This is a genomic window from Parabacteroides caecihominis, from assembly GCF_023656785.1.
GTDB classification, from domain to species: Bacteria; Bacteroidota; Bacteroidia; order Bacteroidales; family Tannerellaceae; genus Parabacteroides; species Parabacteroides segnis.
Map to the genome: position 1 here is coordinate 63,583 of NZ_JAMOKS010000006.1, position 24,910 is coordinate 88,492.

General features: G+C 39.5%; 14 protein-coding genes and 2 tRNA genes. 3 read left to right on the top strand and 13 right to left on the bottom strand.

Annotation, left to right across the window (positions count from 1 at the left end; genetic code table 11):
- Positions 1-18: 18 nt before the first annotated feature.
- A tRNA-Pro gene (locus NBH14_RS06225) sits at positions 19-92 on the bottom strand.
- Positions 93-279: 187 nt separating this feature from the next.
- Between NBH14_RS06225 and NBH14_RS06230 the strand changes: the two genes are divergently transcribed.
- Positions 280-352, top strand: a tRNA-Phe gene (locus tag NBH14_RS06230).
- A 67-nt stretch (positions 353-419) separates the two neighbouring features.
- Here NBH14_RS06230 and NBH14_RS06235 read toward each other — a convergent pair.
- From NBH14_RS06235 to NBH14_RS06255, 5 genes are all read right to left on the bottom strand, one after another.
- Positions 420-1,367 carry a ketopantoate reductase family protein gene (locus NBH14_RS06235; RefSeq protein WP_186958286.1) on the bottom strand — a complete coding sequence of 316 codons (948 nt, stop codon included), beginning with the start codon at positions 1,365-1,367 and terminating at the stop codon, positions 420-422.
- Entirely contained in the window at positions 1,364-2,212 is an 849-nt protein-coding gene (locus NBH14_RS06240; protein WP_128134592.1) for an AraC family transcriptional regulator, read from the bottom strand. Before NBH14_RS06240 ends, NBH14_RS06235 begins: the two co-directional genes overlap by 4 nt.
- 73 nt (positions 2,213-2,285) lie before the next feature.
- Complete coding sequence (locus tag NBH14_RS06245) at positions 2,286-2,774, bottom strand: DinB family protein (protein WP_186958287.1); 489 nt, start codon at positions 2,772-2,774, stop codon at positions 2,286-2,288.
- A 92-nt stretch (positions 2,775-2,866) separates the two neighbouring features.
- Positions 2,867-3,691, bottom strand: coding sequence for an AraC family transcriptional regulator (locus NBH14_RS06250; protein WP_186958288.1), 825 nt, complete (start codon positions 3,689-3,691; stop codon positions 2,867-2,869).
- Between the two features lie 9 nt (positions 3,692-3,700).
- Positions 3,701-6,187: a TonB-dependent receptor gene (locus NBH14_RS06255; RefSeq protein WP_186958289.1), complete on the bottom strand. Its 2,487-nt coding sequence runs from the start codon at positions 6,185-6,187 to the stop codon at positions 3,701-3,703.
- 295 nt (positions 6,188-6,482) lie between these two features.
- Here NBH14_RS06255 and NBH14_RS06260 point away from each other — a divergent pair, with 295 nt between their 5' ends.
- Together NBH14_RS06260 and NBH14_RS06265 are read left to right on the top strand one after the other, a co-directional pair.
- Positions 6,483-7,835 carry an MATE family efflux transporter gene (locus NBH14_RS06260; RefSeq protein ID WP_186958290.1) on the top strand — a complete coding sequence of 451 codons (1,353 nt, stop codon included), beginning with the start codon at positions 6,483-6,485 and terminating at the stop codon, positions 7,833-7,835.
- Complete coding sequence (locus NBH14_RS06265) at positions 7,828-8,403, top strand: Crp/Fnr family transcriptional regulator (RefSeq protein WP_007654061.1); 576 nt, start codon at positions 7,828-7,830, stop codon at positions 8,401-8,403. Before NBH14_RS06260 ends, NBH14_RS06265 begins: the two co-directional genes overlap by 8 nt.
- Positions 8,404-8,495: 92 nt before the next feature.
- On the opposite strand, the gene NBH14_RS06270 is transcribed toward NBH14_RS06265, so the two are convergent.
- The 7 genes from NBH14_RS06270 to NBH14_RS06300 all read right to left on the bottom strand — a co-directional run bounded on the left by NBH14_RS06270 (position 8,496) and on the right by NBH14_RS06300 (position 24,642).
- The gene (locus NBH14_RS06270; protein ID WP_186958291.1) at positions 8,496-10,553 is read right to left on the bottom strand and encodes a glycoside hydrolase family 71/99 protein; all 2,058 of its coding nucleotides are present in this window, start codon (positions 10,551-10,553) and stop codon (positions 8,496-8,498) included.
- A gap of 64 nt (positions 10,554-10,617) precedes the next feature.
- Complete coding sequence (locus NBH14_RS06275; RefSeq protein ID WP_186958292.1) at positions 10,618-13,413, bottom strand: family 78 glycoside hydrolase catalytic domain; 2,796 nt, start codon at positions 13,411-13,413, stop codon at positions 10,618-10,620.
- 139 nt (positions 13,414-13,552) lie between these two features.
- Entirely contained in the window at positions 13,553-14,632 is a 1,080-nt protein-coding gene (locus NBH14_RS06280) for a DUF4959 domain-containing protein (protein WP_250817259.1), read from the bottom strand.
- 28 nt (positions 14,633-14,660) lie between these two features.
- On the bottom strand, positions 14,661-16,481 hold the full coding sequence (locus NBH14_RS06285) for a RagB/SusD family nutrient uptake outer membrane protein (protein ID WP_186958295.1): 1,821 nt from the start codon (positions 16,479-16,481) through the stop codon (positions 14,661-14,663).
- A gap of 11 nt (positions 16,482-16,492) precedes the next feature.
- Positions 16,493-19,579 (bottom strand): SusC/RagA family TonB-linked outer membrane protein, encoded by a 3,087-nt coding sequence (locus NBH14_RS06290; protein WP_186958296.1) that lies wholly within the window; start codon positions 19,577-19,579, stop codon positions 16,493-16,495.
- A gap of 31 nt (positions 19,580-19,610) precedes the next feature.
- A complete protein-coding gene (locus NBH14_RS06295; protein WP_186958297.1) occupies positions 19,611-21,434 on the bottom strand; it encodes a RagB/SusD family nutrient uptake outer membrane protein in 1,824 nt (607 codons plus the stop codon).
- A gap of 19 nt (positions 21,435-21,453) precedes the next feature.
- Complete coding sequence (locus NBH14_RS06300; protein WP_186958298.1) at positions 21,454-24,642, bottom strand: SusC/RagA family TonB-linked outer membrane protein; 3,189 nt, start codon at positions 24,640-24,642, stop codon at positions 21,454-21,456.
- Positions 24,643-24,910: the final 268 nt, after the last annotated feature.

The following is a 24,910-nucleotide window of genomic DNA, read 5'->3' on the forward strand; positions in this document are numbered from 1 at the left end:
ATTTACCTCTTTTTGTAGTCGGGATGAGAAGACTCGAACTTCCGACCTCCACGTCCCGAACGTGGCGCGCTAGCCAACTGTGCTACATCCCGTTTTTGATTACGGCTGCAAAGGTACAACTATTTTTGAATCCGCAAACACTTTCGATGTTTTTTTTCAAAAAAATATAGCATTCATCCCTTCAATTTCTTCAAATGCATTTTTTTCGACATTTTTTTCAGGAAACATTTGGAATGTATCATATTTTCCCTACCTTTGCACCCGTTAAACAAAACAAACGGTACCATAGCTCAGTTGGTAGAGCAAAGGACTGAAAATCCTTGTGTCCCCGGTTCGATTCCTGGTGGTACCACTGAAAATCAAGCAGTTACTTTTAAAGTAGCTGCTTTTTTTGTTTTCTGAGACAAAATACTTATTATTTATATTGTATCTTTTAATTTGGCTAAATGAGGAGTGGCAATATCGTATTTTATCCCGTAGGCAATCATATCTTCAATCATTTGCCGTACCTCTTTAGGAGAATGACTCACATGACCGTCAAACATAAGTTGTAAAGCCTCGTTGCCATATATCTTCCTGGCAATCGGAACACTTAGAAACAAAGGCAATCGATACAATTTATTTGCTTTCTCTTCCTTGGCAGCATATCCACGCTTCAAGCAAATAGAAAAACCCTCACGAATGGCGCAGATAGTAGTTCGAATAGTAGCGGAGTCATTCACAAACCTGGCTGCACTGCCTGCACTCAATATTCCGGCAGTCAATCCCGCCGCCGCAGCGTAATGGGTAATTATCCAAAGTAATATCTGTCGGGACAGGACAGGTTTCAGATGTGCTTCGTTCAACGCCTGAACCATTTTCCGCACACGGGGAGTCATCTCTCCATCCACCTCCCCGATAGGAGTATGGGAATATTTCATTCCCGAAATAACACAATGTATTCCGTTCGCCTCTCTTCCACCTCCTACCATGAATGGAAAGCCGAAAAAATACTGTTCAGGTTTCAGAAAACGGGCAATCTCATCAAAACAATCCCAATTATTCTGAAAGAACATCACATGCGCTTTGCCGGCGGACACACCTAAAACCGGCAACACATCCGGTAGTTGTATCTTATTCGTTGCCACAATTATGTATTCAAAATCATTCCGTGCATCCAGTCCGTCAACCACATGAGGACGAAAGACTGTATCAACCGTCTTCTTTATACCGCTCCTAAAATCCTGACAAATAATATGAATACCTTGTTCATCTATCAATTGTTTCTGTTCCTTCCGGACAAGTAACGTAACATCGTGTCCGGCCTCTGCCAATTGCCAGCCATACGTACAACCTATTACTCCGGCACCATAAATCAATATCTTCATAATCTATTACTTTTAGTTTCCCGTTCTCCATTGATAAAAACAGAATTGAATAAAGAAAGATATTCCGAATAAGAATCACAAATAGAAAGATATTCCTTTGGAGTGTACCCCATAAAGGTTTTGAAATCTTTTATCAGATGCGATTTATCACAATATCCCCAATCATAAGCCAACTGGTTCAAACGAATTTGCGAACCAGCATGTAAACAATGTAAAGCATTCCGGAAACGTGCTATTTGCAAAAACTCTTTCGGATTTAAACCTGTATATTCAGTAAATACCCGTTTGAATTGCTTATATCCGAGACAAGCAGACTGAGAAAGCTCCGTAATATCCTGCTGTCCGTCATTAATAGACTGAACAACCGCATTCATTCTGGCAAACCGCTCGGAAGTAAAACCGTATAACTTTTTTAACAGATATTGTTCTATCAGATATACACATTGGTTATTATCCTCCGTTTCCATTATCCATTTCTCCAATTCAATCAAAGATGCATCTCCCAATAACTCTACATCTACATTCTTATCCCGCAAATTATTCATAGGAATCCCTAATACAACCCGTGCTGCAACCGGTTGGAAAATAACCATAACCAGATTGAGATTACCGGAATAAACAACATCAGTGTACGAAACAGATTGTCCGCACAAACTGGAACGAGGCTGCATCTCCTGATGCAAAGTTGAATAGATTTTGTCACCCCGGTGGAACGCAAGCACAGCACAACCAGATGGCACATAACGCTGCGAACTTCGTTCCGCGTTATCAATCGCCAAAAACCAATACTGTTTCACGTATGGCCTTAACAGCTTGGACGGTTGTACTAGCTGAAATTTTTCCATTTTGCTTTATTATGCCAGCAAAAATAATCCTTCTTTACTGGAAAGCGGTGTAAAAAAAGGACTTTGTTATTATTCAAAGATTCGTATGTTCCACCATCAATTCATGAATCTCTCCGACATGAAGAAGCAAATGGTCTAAATAGCCTTCTATCATATCCTTTAATGTTACTTTTGTCCCTTCAAAATCACACCAATAACTATCCAGCTTGCTTTTATCGACAGATTGAATCACCTGAATGATATGTAAATTATAGAATTTCCATAACTGAATCAAATTAGACCAATCTGTATGTTGATAATCTTGCAAAGCTATCCACAAATCATTATCCTGACGGTAATCCGGAAAAAAAAGTAAATCCTTACTATACTGCAACCTAACCATTCGTTGATGATTATTAGAGGCCGAATCAATCAGGTGGCCCAGTATTTGCTTTATAGTCCGATTTTGGCTATTCCGCCTTAAGGTTATAGCTTCTACAGACAAACTGTTTAATACACCTTCCTCCGTTTCGATAACCCTGGCTATACCAGTTGTTATAGCAGTAAAATCTTGTTTTTGCATAATTCTTTAATGTTGAATATTCTGCAAAAATAAGCCGTTAATGCATTTGGTACTTGTAAAAAACTGACTTTATAAGGCTTCCTCTATGGAAATCAATGATATTTAATACTATTCAACCTACAATCCTTTGAAAAGAATGTTGAATACGGAGAACGTGAAGACAGGTATTGAGTAGGCGAACAACCCGAGAACTCCCTGAAGTCTTTTACCAGATGGGATGGGTCATAAAATCCGCACAAATAAGACAAATCAGTAAATTCCATCTCCGGATTATCTTGCAACATATACAAAATTCGTTGAAAGCGAATAACCTTATAATATTCTTTCGGATTCATTCCTACGTATTCTGTGAAAATCCTTTTGAATTGCCTATATCCCAAACAAGCGTCCTTTGCCAGAGTATCCACATCTGTTTGAGGATAATTAGCAATCAACCGGATAACACTTTCTATCCGATTGTAGTTATGACCGATATCAACTAGCCGTCTCATTAAAAATGATTCGATTTGCTGAATACAAACCTGAGCCTCCCTTTCACTCGAAACAATACGTTTAAGATGGTTCAACTCTGCATCCTCTAAATCCTCCACATCAACATAACGATTATACAACTCACTCATCGGACATCGTACAAAAGGATTCAAACCTAAAGGATGGAAGATAATCGCAATCATATCAATATTCCCCTTCGAAATCAGATTTCCGGATATTGAGAACTGTCCCCGGACAAAATTCTTGGGTTGCCAGCCTTTCGATTGAATATTCAAATTATCTCCCCGATGGAAAACAAGATGTACGCATCCTGACGGAATAGTCTGTATTAATACAGGTTCTATTCCATCAGTTTTCAATACCCAATAATACTTTATGTATCGGGATAACAATGGAGAAGGATATAAAATCTTACTCTCTTTCATTCTTACGCATCACTCCATATCAAACATATCCGGCTCTTCGCTTCTGCTCTTGCTTTTATCTTTTTTCTTGTTCATGTTGCCGAAGTTGTAAGTCAGCGTGAAACCTACACGTCTTCCGCCACGCCAGTTCTCAGAGTCCTGCCAGAAACCGTCGCCGGCTGTAACGGTACGGAATTTGCGGGAATCCAACAAGTCTCGGGCATTAATGCTCAAGGTCAGTTTATCGCTCAGGAAAGATTTACGCAAGCCCAGGTCGACCGAATAATTCGGTTCGCGATGTCCCTGTGCCATCAACTGTTTGGAATTATAATTACCTGTTCCCTGCAAAGAGACGCCCCAGGGAAGGCTGAAGTTGGCAATCATACGGACGTTCCAGGCAAAACTCTCATCCGTATCTCCGATAACCGGTGTTTCCGCACCTTGCGGCAGATAACTGAAACCATCCAATTTAGAATAATAGAGGTTGACTGTCGTTGTCAAATCGAGTATCTTGAATAATTTATCCTTCCCTACGATTTCCAGACCGCTGGCCTGCGATTTTGCCACATTCTCACTGGTGGTATACATTACATTGTCTTCCGTATTCAGAAAACGGATGCGCTGGATTACATCATCCGTCGAACGATAGTAACCGGATAAAGACAAAGTATGTCCCGATTCCCAACTCTTGATATAATTCAATTCAAATGAGTGAGAATACTCCGGTGTCAACTCCGGATTACCGAAAGAGATATTGGAAGCATCGGATATATTACGGAAAGAGTTCAACTGTCCTCCCCACGGACGACGCAGACGGCGTGTATAATTCACCTGCAACTCATTGTTTTTCGGCAAGGAATAAGAAATGAACGCACTCGGGAAAAGTTTAAAATAATCTTTTTCAAAAGCCTCGGAGGCTTTGCCGTTAAACTCCTGGTCGAAATCAAGCGAACGGGTATCCACCCGCCAGTACTCACCGCGCAGACCGGCCTGGTAACTTAATTTATTCCATTTTCCGCCGTATGTCATATAAAGAGCATGTACATCCTGATTATAAAGGAAGCGGTTGTAAAGCGACTCGTCCTGTCGGATATCTTCGGCTGTCGTTCCGGTATAGGTATCAACCGGACTGGCATTTCGCTGAAAAGTACCCTTATAGCCGGCCTCGATGCGGGCCATATCGGATATTTTATTGGTGTAGTCGGCCTGGACTTCCCAGGTTTTGTCCTTTATATCATTCTCCTGAGTCTGATAAAGAGGATTAGCGGTTTGGGAAGGGTCCGTATAGACAGTCGATTGCCGGAAAATATCCATTCCGTCCCGTCTCCACTGGTTATTGCTGACCGTCAGGTCGATGTTACTGTTTTCCGAGAACTTATGAACATAATTCAGTTCCAGATTATACATTTTCATATCCGAATCGCCATTGGTCATACGGTCGCTGGTGTAGATTGTATTCTTCTGACTGTCGATAGAGTTATAATGGATATTCTCACTATTGTCTCCACCACCGGTCATACCGGTTACATTAAATGCCAGGTCATCGCTTTTAGTGATATGCCAGGTGGCGCCAAAACGTCCGAACCAATTATTATGCTGCCGTTCGGAATCATTGGTCTGGTCGAGAAAACTGTTGTCCGTCGTATTCAGACGACTCGTGATGCCTCCTCCCTTAAACTCACGGTTACGGTAATTCAGATTGGCATAAGCATCCACTTTACTACTGCTGTAATTGATGTTACCACTCGCCTGATACCCTCCGTCCGTATCGGCTCCGACTTTTACGCTTCCGTAATAACCGGGTTTCCGGTCATCCTTCAATATAATATTGATAATACCGGCTGTACCCTCAGGGCTATATCTGGCAGAAGGGTTGGTGATAACTTCTACCTGCTTGATATCTCCGGCCGGCATCATATCCAGAATATCCGCCTGGTTATCAGCCGTTAGACCCGATGCTTTACCATTAATCCAAATCGTTACACTGGAGTTTCCCCGCAACGACACCGAGCCTTCATTATCTACTTCTACAGACGGGATATTGGATAACAGGTCGCTTGCCGAACCACCTTCGGCCGCAATATCCTGCGTCGCATCAAAGACTTTCCTGTCAATCTCGAACCGCATCTGAGGCCGTTTCGCCACCACTTCCACTTCTCCCAATTGATTGGCATCTTCTGTCAGTGTCAACTCTCCCAGACTCAAAATCTGGTTGTCGCTACTGATAGAAATATTTTTAGACACTTCTTCATAGCCGATATAAGAAAAAGTAACTACATATTCCCCTTTCTTCAATCCGCCGATAGTGTAATTTCCGTCACTCCCGGTAACGGAACCCTGCACTATCTTATCCGAACCTTTTGCCTTAACCTGCACTGTAACAAACTCCAACGGTCCACCCAGTTCGCCGTCCATTACAATACCTTTAATCTTTCCATCCGTTTCATTTGCAAACATGTCCGGAGCAAAACACAAAAGCATTCCGGCCAGCACAATACTCATCTTCTTCTTCATCATAGTCCAAATATCTATCTATTCCAATTTTTTGTCGCTTTGTTTGACTGGTTATTAACAGAATAGTTTATTCGGAACAATAAAAAAATAAGCAAATATACCTTAATAAAAAACACTTTCACTGGTTTGAAATTGATTATCATCACCAGTAGATATTCAGAAGCAAACACATTTAAAAACGAATATTTTTCAATCTACAATATAATATTTTATCTATTTTCATTTATTACCAATTGGTAAGTTCATCCGGGGGTTAAAGGCCTACCTTTGCGGGCGTTATTATTAAAAACTAATTGATATGCAGAGGGATAGCCTTGATTTCAAAAGCATGAGCGTAGGAAAACTATTTACCAAATTACTGGTTCCTACCATTATGGGGATGGCCGCATCGGCACTATTTACCGTTGTAGACGGTATTTTCGTCGGGAACGGGATTGGGAGTGATGCTATGGCAGCGGTCAATATATCCGCCCCTATTTTTATGATTATTACCGGAGTCGGATTGATGTTCGGCATGGGAGGCGGGATACTCACTTCCATCAATTTGTCGCAGGGTAAAAAGAAAGTTGCGAATATTAATTTTACCCAGTCGGTCATCGCATTGGTATTCATCAGCCTCGTTATGACGTTGTTGCTAACGATATTTCCGCATAAGATAGCCACCCTCTTCGGCTCCGATGAATATCTGATGGATATGGTGGTTGAATATTTATTCTGGTTTTCCATCAGCCTGCCGTTTACGGTACTGGTGGTTGCCCTTCCATTTTTTATCCGGCTGACGAATCCCAAGATATCCATGTGGGCGATGCTGGCTGCTACCGTTGTGAATATTATTCTCGACTATTTGTTTATTTTTGTTTTCAAATGGGGATTGTTCGGGGCAGCGATTGCAACAGATATAGGTGAGTTTGTTGGTGCCGCCATTATGATTGTCTATCTGTTCCGGCATTCGATAGCCATACGGTTCGTGTGGTTGAAGCTGAGTGTCAAGAGTTTGCTGTTGACGCTCCGGAATGTAGGTTATATGATTAAGCTCGGCTTTTCCGTATTCCTTAGTGAGATAACGATATCCGTTATGATTATTTCCGGCAACTATGTTTTTATGGATTATATGGGAGCCGACGGCGTAGCGGCTTACAGTGTCATTTGCTACCTGTTCCCAATCATATTCATGGTTTTCAACGCAACCGTACAGTCCGCACAGCCGATTATCAGTTATAACTACGGATGCGGACAGATGAAACGTTCGGATAACGCTTTACGTTTATCCATGCTTTTCACTTTGGCATTCGCATTCAGCATCATGCTCCTGTTTATATGTTTTACCCGGAGCATCGTTACTCTTTTCATTCCCGATACAGCTTGTGCAGCATGGGGATATGCAGTAGCCGGCTTACCGCTGTTTGCTACCGATTACCTGTTTTTCGGTATCAACATCATCATAATCGGTTATTATACCAGTATCGAACGGTTACGGCGTGCGATATCACTGACAGTTTTACGGGGAATATTGCCTGTCGTATTCTTTTTCACATTACCTTTACTACTGGATGTCAATGGTATATGGCTGGCAGTAGCAGCAGGGGATATTACCACAACAGTTGTTATCGTCATTTTATTAATTGTAGATAAAGTACGTAGGAATGGATAAATTAATTGAAGAAATAGACAACCGGTGTAACCTAAGCGATACGGAAATGACATTGCTCCGGCAGACACTCCGTATCCTGCATTTCCCCAAAGGCAGTATTGTCATTGGGGAAGGCAAGACGGACGATTCCATCTATTTTCTGGACAAAGGTGTATGGAGAGCCTACATCGAAGAAGAAGGCGAACAGCAAACCCTTTGGTTTGCTATCCCCGGGGAAACCATATTCTCTTCCTGGGGATATTTCCGCGGACATCCTTCACGTTACACAATCTGTTCGTCGAGTGACAGTATTGCCATCGAAATGAGAAACAGCACAATACAAAAACTGTCGGAGTCTTCGCCGGCTTTTCTGAAATGGATACAAGGTCTTCTGATGGATATACTCGTTAATGAAGATGATGTTCTGGTCGATATATCCAGCCCGAAGGCGGAAAAGCGTTACCTGGCTTTCATCAAAAAGATGCCGGAGTTGTTTAATAGCGTTCCTTTGAAAGAGATAGCCGGATACATCGGTGTAACTCCCCAGTCACTCAGCCGCATCCGGGCCGGGCTGAACAAAAACAAATAGAAAAGAAAGTAACCTTAACAGCCAACGTTTTAACAGACATTAGCTGTTAAGGTTATTTCATATTATAAACAGACGCTTTCTATTGCGCGATTTTATTTATTCCAGATATAGCGATAATTAAATCTTCGGTTAGGAGCCGCATCGCCATCTACACACAATGATATAGGATCTTTCAAATTTGCGGGATTATCAGTCCATTTAAAATCAAAGACAAATGAATCATCAATTAATCCCAAATCTGCACGAGGTATTGATAATTCCAATTGATTTCCATTCACCCGATATGACAATGTATTTACTTTCTTCCACTCTCCGGCTTGTTCATCATACCTCATTAATTCTGTCAACTGCGCATCAACAACCTTTTTATTTACTATAAAATCATAACCGTACCAGCCGGTCGAAGCATTATTATCCGCATCGATAAGTAATAACATCCAGTTCGGATCAGAAAATGGGGACAATTTATCCATCGTTTCCACATAAAAGAATATATTATCCTTATCTACTGCTACTTTCGATAAAAAAATATCATTTCTACCAGAATTATTTACATAATGATTTCCGCCATATCCTTTATGGTCACGATGAGTTACATCTCCTTTGGTATCCCGATATTCAACCTTGACTTTATCCCATTCCTTAAATGTCCCGTCTATTCGGATTTTCTGGTATCCACTACTCTGTGGTATGGGACGAACTCCTTTATAACGACGAATATTCTGTGCCATCTGCATATAATAGTTGTCCGTATAGCCACCTTTCATCGGTTGGATTGTACGATTAAATTCTGCATTATACTGATCTACAAAATAAAACGGATTTTTACGTCCCAAAAATTCTGTCGGTCCGGGTAATTCGGACCCGGGAGCTTTCCCTGAGTTATATTTTCCAGCAGTCCATTCATTCCAGTCATTCAAATACAGAAACTGAGGATCGTTTTTCAATGCTTCATCCCAGCGATCCTGAAAATAGATACCGTATGCTGTAGGATCATTTACAGTCTTCCCTAGCCAGGAGACATAAGTCGGTTCAGGCATATCATGGTCATTCAACTTCGGTTCCTTTTTATCACGAGTCCAGGATTTTCCGATTATGGAAATAGGATGTTGAGCCGGAGTAACCACAGCTTGTTCTTTTTCTCCCTGATAAGTTGCGACCAAATCCGACGGAGACATTTTACATACTCGTTCGTCACCCAAATCGTAGCCAAAGCTCCAGTTTCCTTCTGTTCCGACAAAACGTTCACCAGCCCACTCATAGTATCCCCACCACATGGTTCTGAGCGTGAAAAAATCTTTCACATCCTGGGTATAATCCGTATAAAACTCGTTTATGTAATCCGGATCATTATAGTGAGGATGTGAAGGGTCAGTCAATGCTTTGGGATCATAATGAGGATTCGGGTTCTTCACACCTCCGCCATTAGCATCCATTGTCGGTTTTCCGTTATACAACAGTAAAGGTTTATCCCCCCAGTAGAACCATAAATCCTTATATTTATTTTCTTTATATACTTTATCATATAAATCTTGTACAACAGAAATCACAGGTCCGTTGAAAGCCCAAAAACAAAATTGAGGGACTTTGTTACCTTCCGCTTTCATTTTTTGCATCGTTGTAAACAGAGTTTCCCACTCATCCCAATAACGGACTGCATTTGTTACATCCATAACTAATACATCCACACCGGCATCGGCCAGCATCGACATATCTTTACGAATCACATATTCATCACGACTAAGGAAATATCCCAATTCAGGTTCCCCCCAATGGTAAGAACCTTCTGTCCATGCCGGATGATTAGCATCCAGACGAGCTTCGGGAGCTTCTTCCAACACCTTACTTACATCAGCACGATAAGGAGCCTTCAAATTAGCCAAATTATCCGAATGCCACGTGATATAAAAAATACCAACCACACGACGCTTATCATCTTTGACATTTCCGACCTCTTCCTGTGTCGGCATAGTCCGTCCCAAAGCATCTGTTGCCACCCAGGTATCAGAATAAGTATCCCAACAAGAATCAGGCATATTCACATTCGAATGAACGGTATCCTTTTGATTTCCACATCCCGACAGGGCCATTATCCCTATCAGTCCAAAAGTCCATAATTGATTTATACAAAGACCATTAACATGTTTCATAATCTATAAATTCAGAGTTTATAAAAATAAGACAAAACTGATTCAAAACGAATTATATATTTCTTTATTCTTTATAAATTTCTATTTGGTATACTCCCGATGGAAATTTATAAAGAGACACTTCCTCCTCGCTTCCAATAAGTGGATAATCAGCCTTATTAAAAGAACGTTTGTTTACATGTATCTTTTTACTATCAGGTAATGCTACAATGCCTGATGTATTAGGAGGTAATGTTATTATCCATACCAAACTATTTTCTTCTTGGGACCATTCGCTTGCCGTTCTCCCATAAGGTGTTTCTATCGAAGCTTTTGCCCAGGAAAGATAAGATGTCATTGTTGGTTCAAAGTGTATAACTTTAAAACCCGGACCTGACACATCCGGTCGTATGCCTGCTATATCTTCATAAAACCAAGTGTCATAACCACCCTGCATGGGATGATTAAGTGAAGATCCTGCCAAACACATTTCCTTACTCTTTCCATTTACCGGAAGAATCTCCCAAAGAGATGTAGCATCAGCATCCGTCCACATATAAGCAAAACTATTCTCACCTGTTTTAGTAAACATATCCCATGCCATTTTACTATTGCCAAAACGTGATAATGCTTGCCCAATACGTCCTAGACCAAATATTCCCGTATGCATAAAACCATCATATTTTTCTTTCATATTCCTGACAATCGCATCAGAAACAGCTTTTTCATCTCCGGCAGGAACCAGTCCAAAATCAAGAGCCATTGCATCAGCAGTCTGACTACCGAATGTTGTACTTTCTTTATCGTAAAATTCGGCAACAAAAGCAGCTGCAATCTTATCCTTCAAACCACTGTAATATCCGGCATCATCATTCTTTCCTAATATAGCAGCCGTTTTAGCCAAAATCGAAGCATCAAGATAATGGAAAGCTGTAGAACTCAAAGCAACAGGACAATCAATCGCATTATTTCCTTCCGGCGGACACCAGTCACCCAATCCGTAAGGTACAATATGTTTGGTTGAAAGCGTATCATTAAGCGTTAAACTCTCCACGTGATCCACCCATTGTTTCATTTCCTGATAATATTTATGCAAAGGCTCTTCATTGCCGAAATATAAATAAGTGTACCAGGGTAATTGAACTACGGCCGTCCCCCAATCCGGAGAAGCAACCCCACAAAGACGTTTTCCCGGAGAAATCATATATGGGATTCCCGGCGCTTTATCTGCAAAATAAAATATTGTATTAAAAAGTTTTTGATGAAGTGTATTTTTCTCAAATGCGGAAGAAGTCGAACTGATATCTTCCATATATTTCATCCAAAAATTATTCAGGTCAAAATTATAATTCTCAAAAGGAGCTACGGTATGTGCATCTCCCAACCAACCACATCGTTCTCTGTGAGGACAATCCGTCGGCAAACCATGCGTATTATTGAGCATTGTCCTGACCGCTAACTCATGCAATTTATTAATTTGTTCATCAGAACATTCAAATTCACCTCTCTTATTGACATCCGTATGTACAACAATTGTCTTTATCCAATCCAATTCAGGCTCTGCTGCCAGACCGGAAAGTTCCAAATAGCGATAGCCATGGTAGGTAAAACGAGGGTTCCAGACTTCACGACCGTTTCCGGCACAAATGTATTCATCTGTTTGTACAACACCTGTAGCAAAGACTCCGGTTGTATTATATTCGATTGAACCATCCTCACGAAGAAGTTCCCCCATCCGCATTTTCAAATGTGTTCCTTTTGGCTGATTTACCGTTATTTGTGGTACACCGGCAATATTAACCCCAAAGTCAAATATCCAATTTCCGGAAGGATCCTTCCATTTTTTTACCGCTCTAATTTCATTCTTCAAACAAATAGATTCCATAACATGAGGAAACAAATTCACCGGAATAACACCTTCTGCAACTACAGCATTTTTCCATCCATTCAGTTGAGTTCCAACTTCTGACCAACCTTTAATTTCCTTTGTAGCATCATACACCTCACCAGCATATATATTACCCTTTAACACAGGTCCGGAAGTCCACAGCCAGGATTCATCTGAAACAATCATTTCCTTAGAACCATCCTCATAAGTTATTTCCATTTGTAATCTAAAAAGAGGATCGCCATATTTAGCCCAAGGTCCCCAGACACTGTTTTGCCCGTACCAACCTTCACCAAGTATCACACCTAAACAATTTTCACCTTTCACTAACCCGGATGTGATATCAAATGTAGAATACAGGGCATACTGCTCATAATTCGTTTGCGCAGGGTCAAGGATTCGTTTTTTATCGACAAGTTCACCATTCAAATAAAGATCACCACATCCTAAACCACAAAAATAGACAACGGCTCTCTGTAGTTTCGATTCTGCCTTCCCTGTATCAAATACTTTACGAAAATAAGGCATCGGACTATCTTTTTTCCAAACAGAAGTTATCCACTTAGCTTTCCAATCAGACGTATTTAACCCCAAAGAGAAAAAAGAAGGCTCACTCCAGACCGTTACTTGTCCTTTTCCATCCCAAATGCGCAAACGCCACCAATAAAGTGGCCCTCTTTCTAGTATTGCGATATCCGGACGTACATTCACTTGCTGTTCTGAAACAGTCTTTCCTGAATTCCAAATATAATTACCATCCTGCAAATCCTCTCGGGAAGAAGCAACCTCTATTTCCCAAGCAGACTGAATAAAGCCATTCTCCTCTGACTCGATTTTCCAACTAAAAACGGCTTCATCTATTCCTTCCGGGGTTACCAGACCACGGCACTTCAAATCCACCACCTTCGCTTTACTCCCGGCACAGTTCTCAGTACATCTCAACCCTAAAAGAGAAATGAAAAGTAATAATAAACAAAAACTCTTTGACTTCATACATTTCCTATTTTAATCATATCAGATGCAAATATCATATAAAGATATATTTAAAGACTTCTCCATATCTATAGAGGAGGGCGATACAAGAAATTCTTGGAAACTCCTGTATACACCCTCTCTATCATTTATCGAAAAGTCATTTAAATCGTATATTTCTGATATTTATTGTAACATCAGCATTTGTACCGAAATCACAACGCATATAATCACCTGAATTACCCCAGCCGACAGTAGCCATTCCGGCTGTATAGTCCTGTTCAAATGTTGTCCATTCTTCTGCTGCCGGAAACTCTATCGTTGTCGAATTAGCTTCAGATGGTCCGGAAGACGAAGTACACCAGAATATTTGTAACTTAACACTTTTAGTAGACTTATATCGGAATACCATGGTAGAACCTTTTTTTGCGGCAGCTAAGCCATTTGAATAAATATAAGGGTCCTCTCCTGTTGTTACAATCGTATATTCATTTGAATTCTCCGGATTAGAAGCAACCAATGTCATATCATTAATTGTAGCCTGGAAAGTTACATATTCCACATCGGGATAAACAACATCATCCGGATCAATAACCGGAGTAATCACATACTCTTTTTCTACAGACTTTCCACCATCCGCTTGATTCACTGCATAAACCGTCAATTTTGTTTCAGCGATAAAACCGGTAACAACATATACCCCTGTTTGAGTTGCATCAATTGTAACTACCTGTTTCACATTATTTTTATCCAAATATGAAACTATCAGGTCAACTCCCACAAATGTCTCATTTGTCCAGGAAATCTTTGCGCCACCACTTGCCGGTTCCATTTCAACGGTTTCGATTACATAATCTTTTGCCTCCTCTATACCCTGAGGAACACCTTTCACCATTACAGAAGATGAGGATTCTCCACCATATCCATAAGATGTCAAAACAAACTCATGTTCTTCCGTATCTGTAAATCCTCCAACAACAACCGATACGTTGCTATTAGCATCAGCACTATATTTACTAACCTTTTTATTCACATTTTCTCCTTGGGAATTTCGATAGGAAATCAATGTATAATAATAATTGGCATCTGTTGGATTCACCCAATTCAATGTGACAGAACCAATAAAAGGTATACACTCCACATTGCTGACAGGATCTATATGGCCCTTATTATTGTCATCATCGTCGCATGCATAAATAAAAAGCGAGATGAACATTACTAATAGAATATATTTCTTCATTGTATACTTTTTTTAATTATATCTTCAATTACCATCCCGGATTCTGCCAGTTAGCACCCGTATGTTTCAACATCTTGGCTACTTCTGTCTGTTTAATCGGGTAGAGCAAATATTTATCTGCATTTGTCCCGCGCGATGCAAGTTTGATTCGATTGTATGTGAAAGTACCATCCTCCTCTTTTACAATTTTCATACCTGTCACAAAATCATCTGTTTCATTTAAAATTTTCCAACGACGAACATCAAAGAAACGATGTTCTTCGAAAGCTAATTCTACACGACGTTCATTTCGATAACGTTTTTCAAAAGAATCTTTCGACATACCTGACGATAATGCCGGTATACCGGCACGAACCCTGATTTTATTAACAGCATCTCTGGCAGATAACGCCTCTGCCCCTACTTTGGATACCACTTGTCCATCTGGACCTACAGCCTGATAAGCAGCCTCTGCAAAATTCAAATATAATTCAGCCAAGCGAAAAATACGCATAAGTCCATCTGCATCCTGCCCGATTCCGGATTTGAAATTATTGAATTTACGCATATAATATCCCGTACGAGTATAACGGATATCCGTCACCTTATCAGAGATACCACAATTTCCACCCACATATGTTTCTACAACATCTCCATTAGGTTGATCTAAATACCGAATAGTCCCATTATAATAAACCGACGCATAGAAACGAGGATCACGATTCGCATACGGATTTTTCGGATCATAAGAAGAAGCCGTATTTAATATCGGCCGCAAATGCTCTGCATCCGAATAACCTAAAATGGGTTGAGTACCATCAATCATTTCATAACTATCTACCAACTCCTGCGAGGGTCCGGCTCCAGCCTTTTCCATACCATTTGTAATAGGAGTCCCGGCAAACTTCCAGACATTTGAACGCCAGGAGGTCGTTTCATAGATAGTTTCCCTATCCCATGAACGGCTAGGATCTGAACGAGTAATGAAATAATAGGCATATGCATTCTGAGCGATTGCAGGATCCGGAGCCTGACTATACAACTCAAAACCATGTTGCAAACAAAGATCTAAAGCCTCTTTGGTAATTTCTGTTGTTTTCTCCCATGTGTATTTACTGCTTCCGTTCTCATTCCATAAAGGACTTGCTGCATATAAAGCCGTCTGAGATTTCACAGCACAAGCAAAAGCACGTGTCAATTTTCCTCTTTCGTTATCATTTATTTGCCAACGAAAACCAATTGATTGCCCTTCGGACTCTACCGTAGCCAAAGCCTTATCACATTCTGAAATAATAAAATCTGCACATTCCTCAAAAGAGGCACGTTTATCTGTCGAGAAATCATGATTCGTCTCGTAAGGAGTTTCTATTAGAGGAACTCCCCCATAACGTTTTATCAATTGTAAATAATAAAACGCACGTGCAACACGAACCTCGGCAATCCAACCATTTTTTTCTACTTCATTAAAAGTATAAGTGGCCATTTCCGGATCATTTATACAAAGCAAAAAAGTATTACAACGACGAATACCTTCAAAATAATGCGACCAAGGATCCATATAACTGGCTGTTAAAGGGTTATATTCAGGAGTCGTATATCCTTTATACCACTTGGATACCGGTCCGTCCTGGTTGTCATTTGCATCATGGGCTTCATCACAAAAAGAAGCCAAAGGAGTATTCGTATTTTCATACGTAAATCCAACCTGAGGCATATATCCCAAGCAATTGGAGTAATAAGCAGATGTACGTTCATATCGATTAAAAATATCATTCAACGACACACGCCCATCGGAAGCTATATCCAAATCTGCACAGGAAGAACAGCACAATGTAAAAGTAACAACTAATATATTTATCAGATTCTTCATAATATCTATATTTAAAATGTTAAGCTCACTCCAATATTATACACTCTATATGGTTGGAAAGTACCCATGTTAGCTATTTCCGGATCTATATGTTTTGAGCGCATATTATCGATTGTAAACAAATTCTGTCCACTTAAAGAAAAACGGATTTTTTCTGCAAAAACCTTCTTTGAAGTATTCAATGGTAATGTATAAGCAATCTCCGCGTTCTTTAAACGCAAATAAGATGCATCCATAATAAAGAAACTGTTTGGCTGATGGTTGGTAGATGCTTTCAACGATAAAGCCGGATAAGTTACTTCTTCTCCATTATTCCAACGTTCAGGAGTCCATGCTTTTAAATGAAGGTCTGTAAATACACCCTGATATTCCGATTCATATGCACCTACACCACTTATCGTTTTTGAATATTTACCAACACCTTGAAATAAAAGATTAACTTCAAAGCCCTTATACTTAAAACCTCCGGAGAAACTATAGTACTGCTGCGGTATAGAAGTGTTTAAAATCGGAGCTTTATCTTTTTCATCTATTATTTTATCACCGTTTAAATCCTGATAGATAAAATCACCGACACGAGGAGTTCCGAAAGCATAACTCAAGCCGCTCTTTTCAAGTTCTTCCTGAAAATTAAACATGCCATTGCCATTGCTGTAATCAATCAAATATCCCCACTGTTGCCCATAACTAAATCCCTCTGTACGGTACGGATAAGCATACTCATTTGAATAAGGAGATTCATTAATACTAATAACCTTGTTCTTATTATAACTGAAAGCGCCGCCTACATAAAAAGACCAATCTTCATTAATCTTTTTATCATACATTGCTTCAATTTCAAAACCATGATTTTCCATTTTACCCGTATTCGTTTTTGGATAGTTGGAAAGTACAGTTCCTTGATATTCCGGAACTAAACCGGCACTACTTACCAGCATATTATCGCACAAAGATTTATACCAGTCAAAAGAGATGGTCAATTCATTGAACAGCCCCAGATCAAAACCATAATTTTGCTTTTTCATCTTCTCCGCCATCAAATCCGGATTACCTTTTAATCCTTCATTACCACTTACATCAATATAATCCAGATATAAAAATCGTTCCCCACCCAGCTGATCATTTGCTGTAATACCATACGAGGCTCTTAATTTCAAATTACTTAACCAAGTCCAATTCTCCAAAAAAGCTTCGTCCGAAACAACCCAGGCACCGGAAATAGCCGGAGTAGCAATATACCGGTTATCCGGGTGGAACTGTTCAGAACCGGAATATCCCAAATCCGCTTTTACAAAATAACGGTCTTTATAACCATACGTTGCTGTAAGTCCTAAACTTTCACGTTTATATGGCAACATACCGGAACCAGAAGAGACCTCTTTCTCTTGTTGCAAATAAAAAATATACCCCATGGCGCTAATACTATGATCATCAAACCTACGTTTATAATCCACATTTGCATAAAGATTCAAATTGTAATAAAATGTAGAACTTTTTCCGTAAGAAAGAGGAGTATTGTTGTCTGAACCTAATAATGAAAAATCCAACTTTGACAAGTCTTTTGAACGGACATAACGTTCAAAATTCTGAGTTGTAGTTGTTTGATTCACAGAATTAGTTTGATAAGCCATTGTCCCGCTTACAGAAAGACCTTTAGTAAGAAAACTCATATCCAAAGTCAAACCTGCTTGAGCGTTTATATTGGCAACAAGAGCCTGAATATAACCAGAACGGTTCAGCATCCCGTAGACAGGAGTTTTCTCATTATCATGTGTTACAACTTGATTACCGTTACTTAGACCGTCTCCTGACGGAGTTAATGGACCATACATCGTGGGTGGCAAATTAAATATATGGTTATAAATAGTCTCATTACCATAACCAGCAGTCTTTTCTGTTTTAATATTACCGGACAACCGCATGAAACCACTTAAATAATCATTTATTTTCACATCAATATTCGAACGGAAATTAAACCAGCTATTTTTAGGAGTCGGATCATACTTCGAACCACTTTCATTAGCTGTTTTAAACGGCAATTGCTGATGCATATAATTCACATTAGAAAAATAACGAACTCTCTCAGTTCCCCCTTTTACATTTACACCTACTCTGGACATTAAAGTCAAAGGACGTATAAACATTTTATACCAGTTATTATTTGGATATAATTCATTACCTCCAGCTTGGAACAACTCGGTATCCGTCTTAGAAAACTGGGAATACCCCCCCAGACCATCATTATAGCCTGCCTGATTTCTCATTGTAACATAATCGGATGAATTAACAAATAAAGGTTCTTTTGTCATTTGCTGGAATGACTGGTCAAAATTCACCTCTACTTTTGTTTTTCCAATGTGTCCCTGCTTAGTCTTAATCGAAATTATCCCATTTGCTCCCTGAATGCCATAAATAGCCGTTGTAGCAGCATCCTTCAATATAGTTACCGACTCTATTTCTTTAGGAGTAATATATGTATAATTCGTATTAGGACAAATAATTCCATCCACAATCACTAGCGGTTCCCGTCCATTAATGGTAGAAAGCCCTCTGACCAATTGTGTTACCCCTGTTGACGAAGAACTCAATGCTCCACGGGATAATTCAGCATTTGTTTCTATCGTCGTCAACCCCGTAAACCGACCTGCAAAAGTTTTTGTCAGATTTGATTCAGGAGACTTATCCAAATCTGAACCTAAAACTCTGGAAACAGCTCCGGTTACCGCCCTTTTAGGTAACGACATATATCCCAAATCTATGACCTCATCCATTTTTTCAGCATCGTATGACAACTGAATAGATTCCAATCCTTCGTGATTTACGACAGATACTTTTTTATCATCATAACCGATATATGAAACTGTAATATATTGGCTTCCATCCTTTATATCTATTTCATACGTACCATCAACTTTTGTCAGATATTCGCATTTTCCGTTTTCCGACTTCAAAAGAGCCCCGGAAATCGGCTTTCCAAACTCATCAATGACAAACCCTTTTAATTGAATAGAAGGATCTTGTGCCCAACCTAATATTCCCGGAGAACTCAAGCAAGCACAAATAGCCAATATGGATATTTTATTTTTTATGTAGCTCATAATTTAGATTCTTTTCAAGTTATACAGAATATTACCATCCCTGATTTTGCCAGGAGACTCCCGTTGTTGACTCCAAACGGGACACTTCGTCCAATGGTAATGGCAATAATAAATCTCTATTCTGATATCCACCACGTGGATTTGTAGATATATTATATCGTTGATAATTGAACGAGCCATCATTATTTTTTGTAATTCTCATTCCTGTCAACCACTGGCATGTAGCATTCAAATTACCTTCAGGCTTCTGCCAACGACGTAAATCAAAATACCGAACCTCTTCCCAAGCTAATTCAACGCGTCGCTCATTGTGAACACGTAAAATCATTTCATCTTTCGACAAACCGGCTGGCAACGCAGGCATATTTACACGAGCCCTTATCTCATCCACGGCAGCTTTAGCTTCTGCCAAATGCCCTGATTCTGCTGCTGCTTCCGCATAATTCAGAATAATTTCTCCTAACCGGAAAAATTTCCAGTTTGAATTATTTATTTGATTTGTATTTGAAGCCTGGGGAGTAACTAATTTCCTATGATAATAACCGGTACGACTATGAGCTCTGTCAGACGGATCCAGACTAATTCCATGTCGGCCATTCACATAAGTTTCAACAGTAAATACTTCTCCATTATTCCAGATTAAAGAATCACCATTACATAAAACTGTTGCTGTCAAACGCGGATCACGATTTTCATACGGATTTTTAGGATCATATATTTTATTATTAGGATTATAATTCGGTTGCATATGCTTTTCATCCAAATAAGGTTTAGCCAAATCCAGTATAGGCTGCCCATCTGTTGTTTCGAAAGCATCAACCAGCTCCTGAGTAGGACATGTTCCACATTTATAAGTACCATCCATAGAACTTCCTATATAACCGACATGCCATACGAAAACACCTCCGGCACGATGTTGCCAAATTGTTTCTTTATCACGTGGTTCTGCTGAATAGTCTGCATTTTGACAAACCAACTGATGAAAAGCAGCAGCGTCATATGTTCCAAATGTTGAAGGATTAGTACATGTGGTAAATAATGCATACCCATTCTTTTTCAATTCCTCTACTGCCTGTTTATTCATCTGATATGCTTCTTCCCAATGATCTTCTCCTGCATTAAACAAAGGACTGGCTGCAAACAACATCATTTTAGATTTAACAGCCCAAGCTAATGCTTTAGTTGCCCGCATTGCTTCATCTTCCGTTGTAATACGCCAGGGTAGTTCCGCACAATTGAGACCGGCATCACAGTCTTCTGCTATAAATCGGGCAACATCATACACGGCTTCCCGTTTCAATGTAGAAAAATCAGCATCAAACGCTATGGTTTTATCCACAATAGGGACTTTGCCAAACCATTTAACCAACTCTGAATAGAAAAAAGCACGCATAACGTGTGCCTCTGCGGTAAAACGGGCACGTTCTGCTTCACTATTTACAGCCGCTGTCCCTATATTTTCCAAAAACTGGTTGCACAAACGTATTTGTTGCCAATATCTGGACCAATAAGCATTATTGGCTGCACCATGTCCATCGTGCATATCTCTTATCGGATGGGAAGACGCTGATTCATTCGCATTATACATTGATTGAATACTTGTTCCCTGTACTTCTTCCGAAGACCACCCTTCATCACTACAAGCTGTCACTAAAGGATCAAAAAACCAATAAGCATATCCCTTTTGAGGAATATTATTATAACAAGCATTCAACAAAGCACCTACTTTATCCGGGTCTGCATATATTTCCTCCATAGTGAGCGTTCCATCAGGAGCTACATCCAGGACATCAGAACAAGAATTCAATGTTCCCAACAGAACAATTGAAGATATTAAGAAATATGTTAGTTTCATATAACTCTCCTTTCAATGATTAAAATGTCACATTAATACCAAAATTCATCATCTTAGTAATCGGATAATTAAGCTCTGCACTTTGCTCCGGGTCAATTGCATCAGTTTTCATGGCCTTCCATGTCAATAGATTATTCCCGTTTACATAAACTCGTGTACTATTAATTCCGACTTTTTTCAAAAGTTTTTTAGGCAATGTATACCCCAGTTCTATATTCTTCAAACGCAGGAAAGAACGATCCATAATAAAGAAATCATTTGCCTTCTGGCTAGTTCCGGGTGAGGATGCCAAGGCTGGATATTTAATTTCTTCACCATTAGCATAACGTTCAGCAGTCCAAGCCTGCAAATGATAATCACTGTAGAAACCAACCAAACCGAACTCTGTAGCTCCCCAACCAGTATATACACGGGATGCTTTAGCTATACCGGAAAACAAAAATGAAAAATCAAAATTCTTCCAGTTTACAGAACCAGAAAAGCCATAAGTAATACGAGGTATATCACTATACTTGATCGGAGCCTGGTCCTTCTCATCAATTACACCATCTTCATTTACATCCACATAAAGAAAATCACCCAAACGAGGAGTTCCTCCTACCTGATAAGTAGCCAAAGCGTTGTCCAGTTCTTCTTCTGTATTAATATATCCATTACCATTACTATAGTCTATTTTATATCCGAAACACTGTCCTATACTGTAACCTGTACTTCTGTAACGATATGCATAATCAGCCGTTTTTTGTGCTTCATCCATAAAACGTTGGGTATTCTTATTATACGCGAAATTTCCCTTTACAGTAAATGACCAATCATCGTTTAATCGCTTATTGTAAGTTGCCTCCAACTCATATCCATGATTATCAATACGTCCCATATTGACTTTAGGCAGATTACCAAGTGCTACTCCCTGAATTTCAGGTACCGTACCACGAGAGATCAAAACTCCTTCACGTTTTTCTTTAAAATAATCAAAAGTTAAAGACAGTTCATTAAACAGCTGTATGTCAACCCCATAATTCTGTTTATAAGCAATTTCCCAACTTAAATTGGTATTTCCTAATTTCCCTTGTGAAATGGCTTGCCCACGTCCTAAAGAAGGAATAACTCCACCACCACTCGTAATGTTACTTATATACAAGAAACGTGTACTACCTAATTTATCATTACCCACTTTACCATAAGAAGCACGTAACTTCAAATTAGAAATAGTCTTATTATCTTTCAGGAAACTTTCATTACTAGCCACCCAACCTGCGGAAAAAGCAGGGAAAAAACCAAAACGATGTCCTTTTGCAAATTGCTCGGAACCGTTATATCCAATATTTACTTCAGCCAGATAACGAGAATCATATCCATAAGTAGCACGCGCTGAAACACCTAACATATTATAAGGTAAATCTGCTGCATATTCCTGCCAATTATCACGCTGAACCAGAGCCATCCCTGTGACATCATGCACTCCAAATTTCCGGGCATAATTCAATGAATACTGCATATTCATATAATAGTTGGTCGCCATAGACTTTGAGAGAGAAATAGCATTATTTTCATTCGTTCTCACTTTTGTATAATAAGATTGGTCTTCCGCCGTTCTGGCAACCGACACACCATAAGCATCATACGATCGGACTCCCTGTAAAGTAGTCACAGCTTTTGAATCAAAAGAAATCATAAATTTATTACTAAGTCCTTTCGTTATGAAATCTAATCCCCAATCCACGATTAACGATGAATTCAAATTAGTATTCGTTTCCTGCTGATATCCTCTACGGTTTATTTCCCCATAAGTATTGCGGTCCTGACCAGACTGATTAACAACCTCACCAGCCGGAACAGATGTTCCATCTATCAACGTATAACCCTCTTGAGTCAGTGGTCCCGGATCTGTCGGAGGTGTTCCCCAAATATAAGCCCTCATATTTTCAATCATAGCAGCGACACTTCCTCCATAAAGAGTTTTTGTTTGTGGAGTATTTACCTTTTCCAAATAAGAAGCCAGATTCAAAGAAAGCTTTAAATTTGAAAGTACTTTATAATCCAGGTTTGCGCGAAAATTATAACGATCCGATTTATAACTCGGATCATATCCCAGATCCTTCTCCGATTCCGTGCGGAATTGGCCTCCTTGCCCCAAATAAGCAACATTCATGAAATAGCTCAATTTTTCTGTTCCCCCACTCAAATTCACGTTAACACGAGTTTGAGGAGCCCATTTTTTAAAAAATTCACTATATACATCCCTATCCGGATAAAATACAGGATCTTTACCAGACCTATACATATCGATCATATAATCGGTGTAAGGCAAATCCGCTTCAGAATATCCATCATTGCGAAACGCCTGATTACGTAACTCTGCAAATTCCCAGGAGTGAATACGATCTGCCTGGGCAGTAAATTGCTGCAAACTATAATCCGCAGAAATACTTAATTCTGTTTTTCCAACCTCACCACGACGTGTGGTAATCATTATAACACCATTAGCACCACGAACGCCAAATACTGCGGTAGCAGATGCATCCTTTAATATAGATACGGAAGCAATTTCATTCGGGTCTAACGTAGAAATATTATCACGTGGCACACCATCTATTAAAATAAGAGGAGTTGCTCCATTTGTGGTACTAGCCCCACGCAAATAAAATGTAACATCATCTCCTCCCGGTTGTCCGGATGTCTGCAAAGCTGTTAATCCCGGTAGACGTCCAGCCAAAGCTGTTGACAAATTCGCAGCAGAACTTTGTTTCAGTTCTTTCGTCTGTATTGCAGCGACTGCTCCGGTTACAGACACTTTCTTTTGAGAACCGTATCCTACCACTACTACTTCTTCCAGTGTTTCTGTATCTTCAAGCAATGTAATGGATACAGATTTCTGACTCCCTGCCTTTATTGTCTGGGTCACATATCCAATATAGGATACACGCAACACAGACTGTGGAGTTACTTTAATGGAAAATTTACCATCTGCATCGGTAACAGTTCCGTTTGTAACACTTTCCATAATATTTACACCAATCAACGGGAAACCGTCTTTATCCAGGACAATACCTGTTAATAGCGAAGTTTGTTGTTGAACTCCTGCCTTTTCATTTTTTTCCGGTATAACATTAGATTTTTCCGAATACCCATAGAAAGGGGTTAACAACAATGAGGTGATCAGCAAAGCTGATTTGCCTCCTAATTTTGTTAATCTGACATTTTTCATAAAAGATTAGCTTATTGTACATTATAGTAAGCAAGCTTAATAACAAAGTATATACACAATTATTCATGTGCATTTGAGAGATTCATAAGTTCTCATTTTTTGACAAAATCAAGAATACTCATTTCAGAAACGGTTCAACATCTTTACTTCAATTTTTACCCTAAAATTCTTATGAAAGGGTAAAAGATCAACAATTCTCGTTCACATATTGCAATAAAAGTTTGTATTATTATTATAATTAACTGAATTCTAGCCAAAGAATACTTCG

Excerpts from the sequence above, each read along its gene's own strand:
- NBH14_RS06255 (WP_186958289.1), bottom strand. The coding sequence starts at position 6,187 with ATGATGAAGAAGAAGATGAGTATTGTGCTGGCCGGAATGCTTTTGTGT.
- NBH14_RS06265 (WP_007654061.1), top strand. The coding sequence starts at position 7,828 with ATGGATAAATTAATTGAAGAAATAGACAACCGGTGTAACCTAAGCGAT.
- NBH14_RS06245 (WP_186958287.1), bottom strand. The coding sequence starts at position 2,774 with ATGCAAAAACAAGATTTTACTGCTATAACAACTGGTATAGCCAGGGTT.
- NBH14_RS06280 (WP_250817259.1), bottom strand. The coding sequence starts at position 14,632 with ATGAAGAAATATATTCTATTAGTAATGTTCATCTCGCTTTTTATTTAT.
- NBH14_RS06240 (WP_128134592.1), bottom strand. The coding sequence starts at position 2,212 with ATGGAAAAATTTCAGCTAGTACAACCGTCCAAGCTGTTAAGGCCATAC.
- NBH14_RS06260 (WP_186958290.1), top strand. The coding sequence starts at position 6,483 with ATGCAGAGGGATAGCCTTGATTTCAAAAGCATGAGCGTAGGAAAACTA.
- NBH14_RS06275 (WP_186958292.1), bottom strand. The coding sequence starts at position 13,413 with ATGAAGTCAAAGAGTTTTTGTTTATTATTACTTTTCATTTCTCTTTTA.
- NBH14_RS06270 (WP_186958291.1), bottom strand. The coding sequence starts at position 10,553 with ATGAAACATGTTAATGGTCTTTGTATAAATCAATTATGGACTTTTGGA.
- NBH14_RS06290 (WP_186958296.1), bottom strand. The coding sequence starts at position 19,579 with ATGAGCTACATAAAAAATAAAATATCCATATTGGCTATTTGTGCTTGC.
- NBH14_RS06250 (WP_186958288.1), bottom strand. The coding sequence starts at position 3,691 with ATGAAAGAGAGTAAGATTTTATATCCTTCTCCATTGTTATCCCGATAC.
- NBH14_RS06300 (WP_186958298.1), bottom strand. The coding sequence starts at position 24,642 with ATGAAAAATGTCAGATTAACAAAATTAGGAGGCAAATCAGCTTTGCTG.
- NBH14_RS06235 (WP_186958286.1), bottom strand. The coding sequence starts at position 1,367 with ATGAAGATATTGATTTATGGTGCCGGAGTAATAGGTTGTACGTATGGC.
- NBH14_RS06285 (WP_186958295.1), bottom strand. The coding sequence starts at position 16,481 with ATGAAGAATCTGATAAATATATTAGTTGTTACTTTTACATTGTGCTGT.
- NBH14_RS06295 (WP_186958297.1), bottom strand. The coding sequence starts at position 21,434 with ATGAAACTAACATATTTCTTAATATCTTCAATTGTTCTGTTGGGAACA.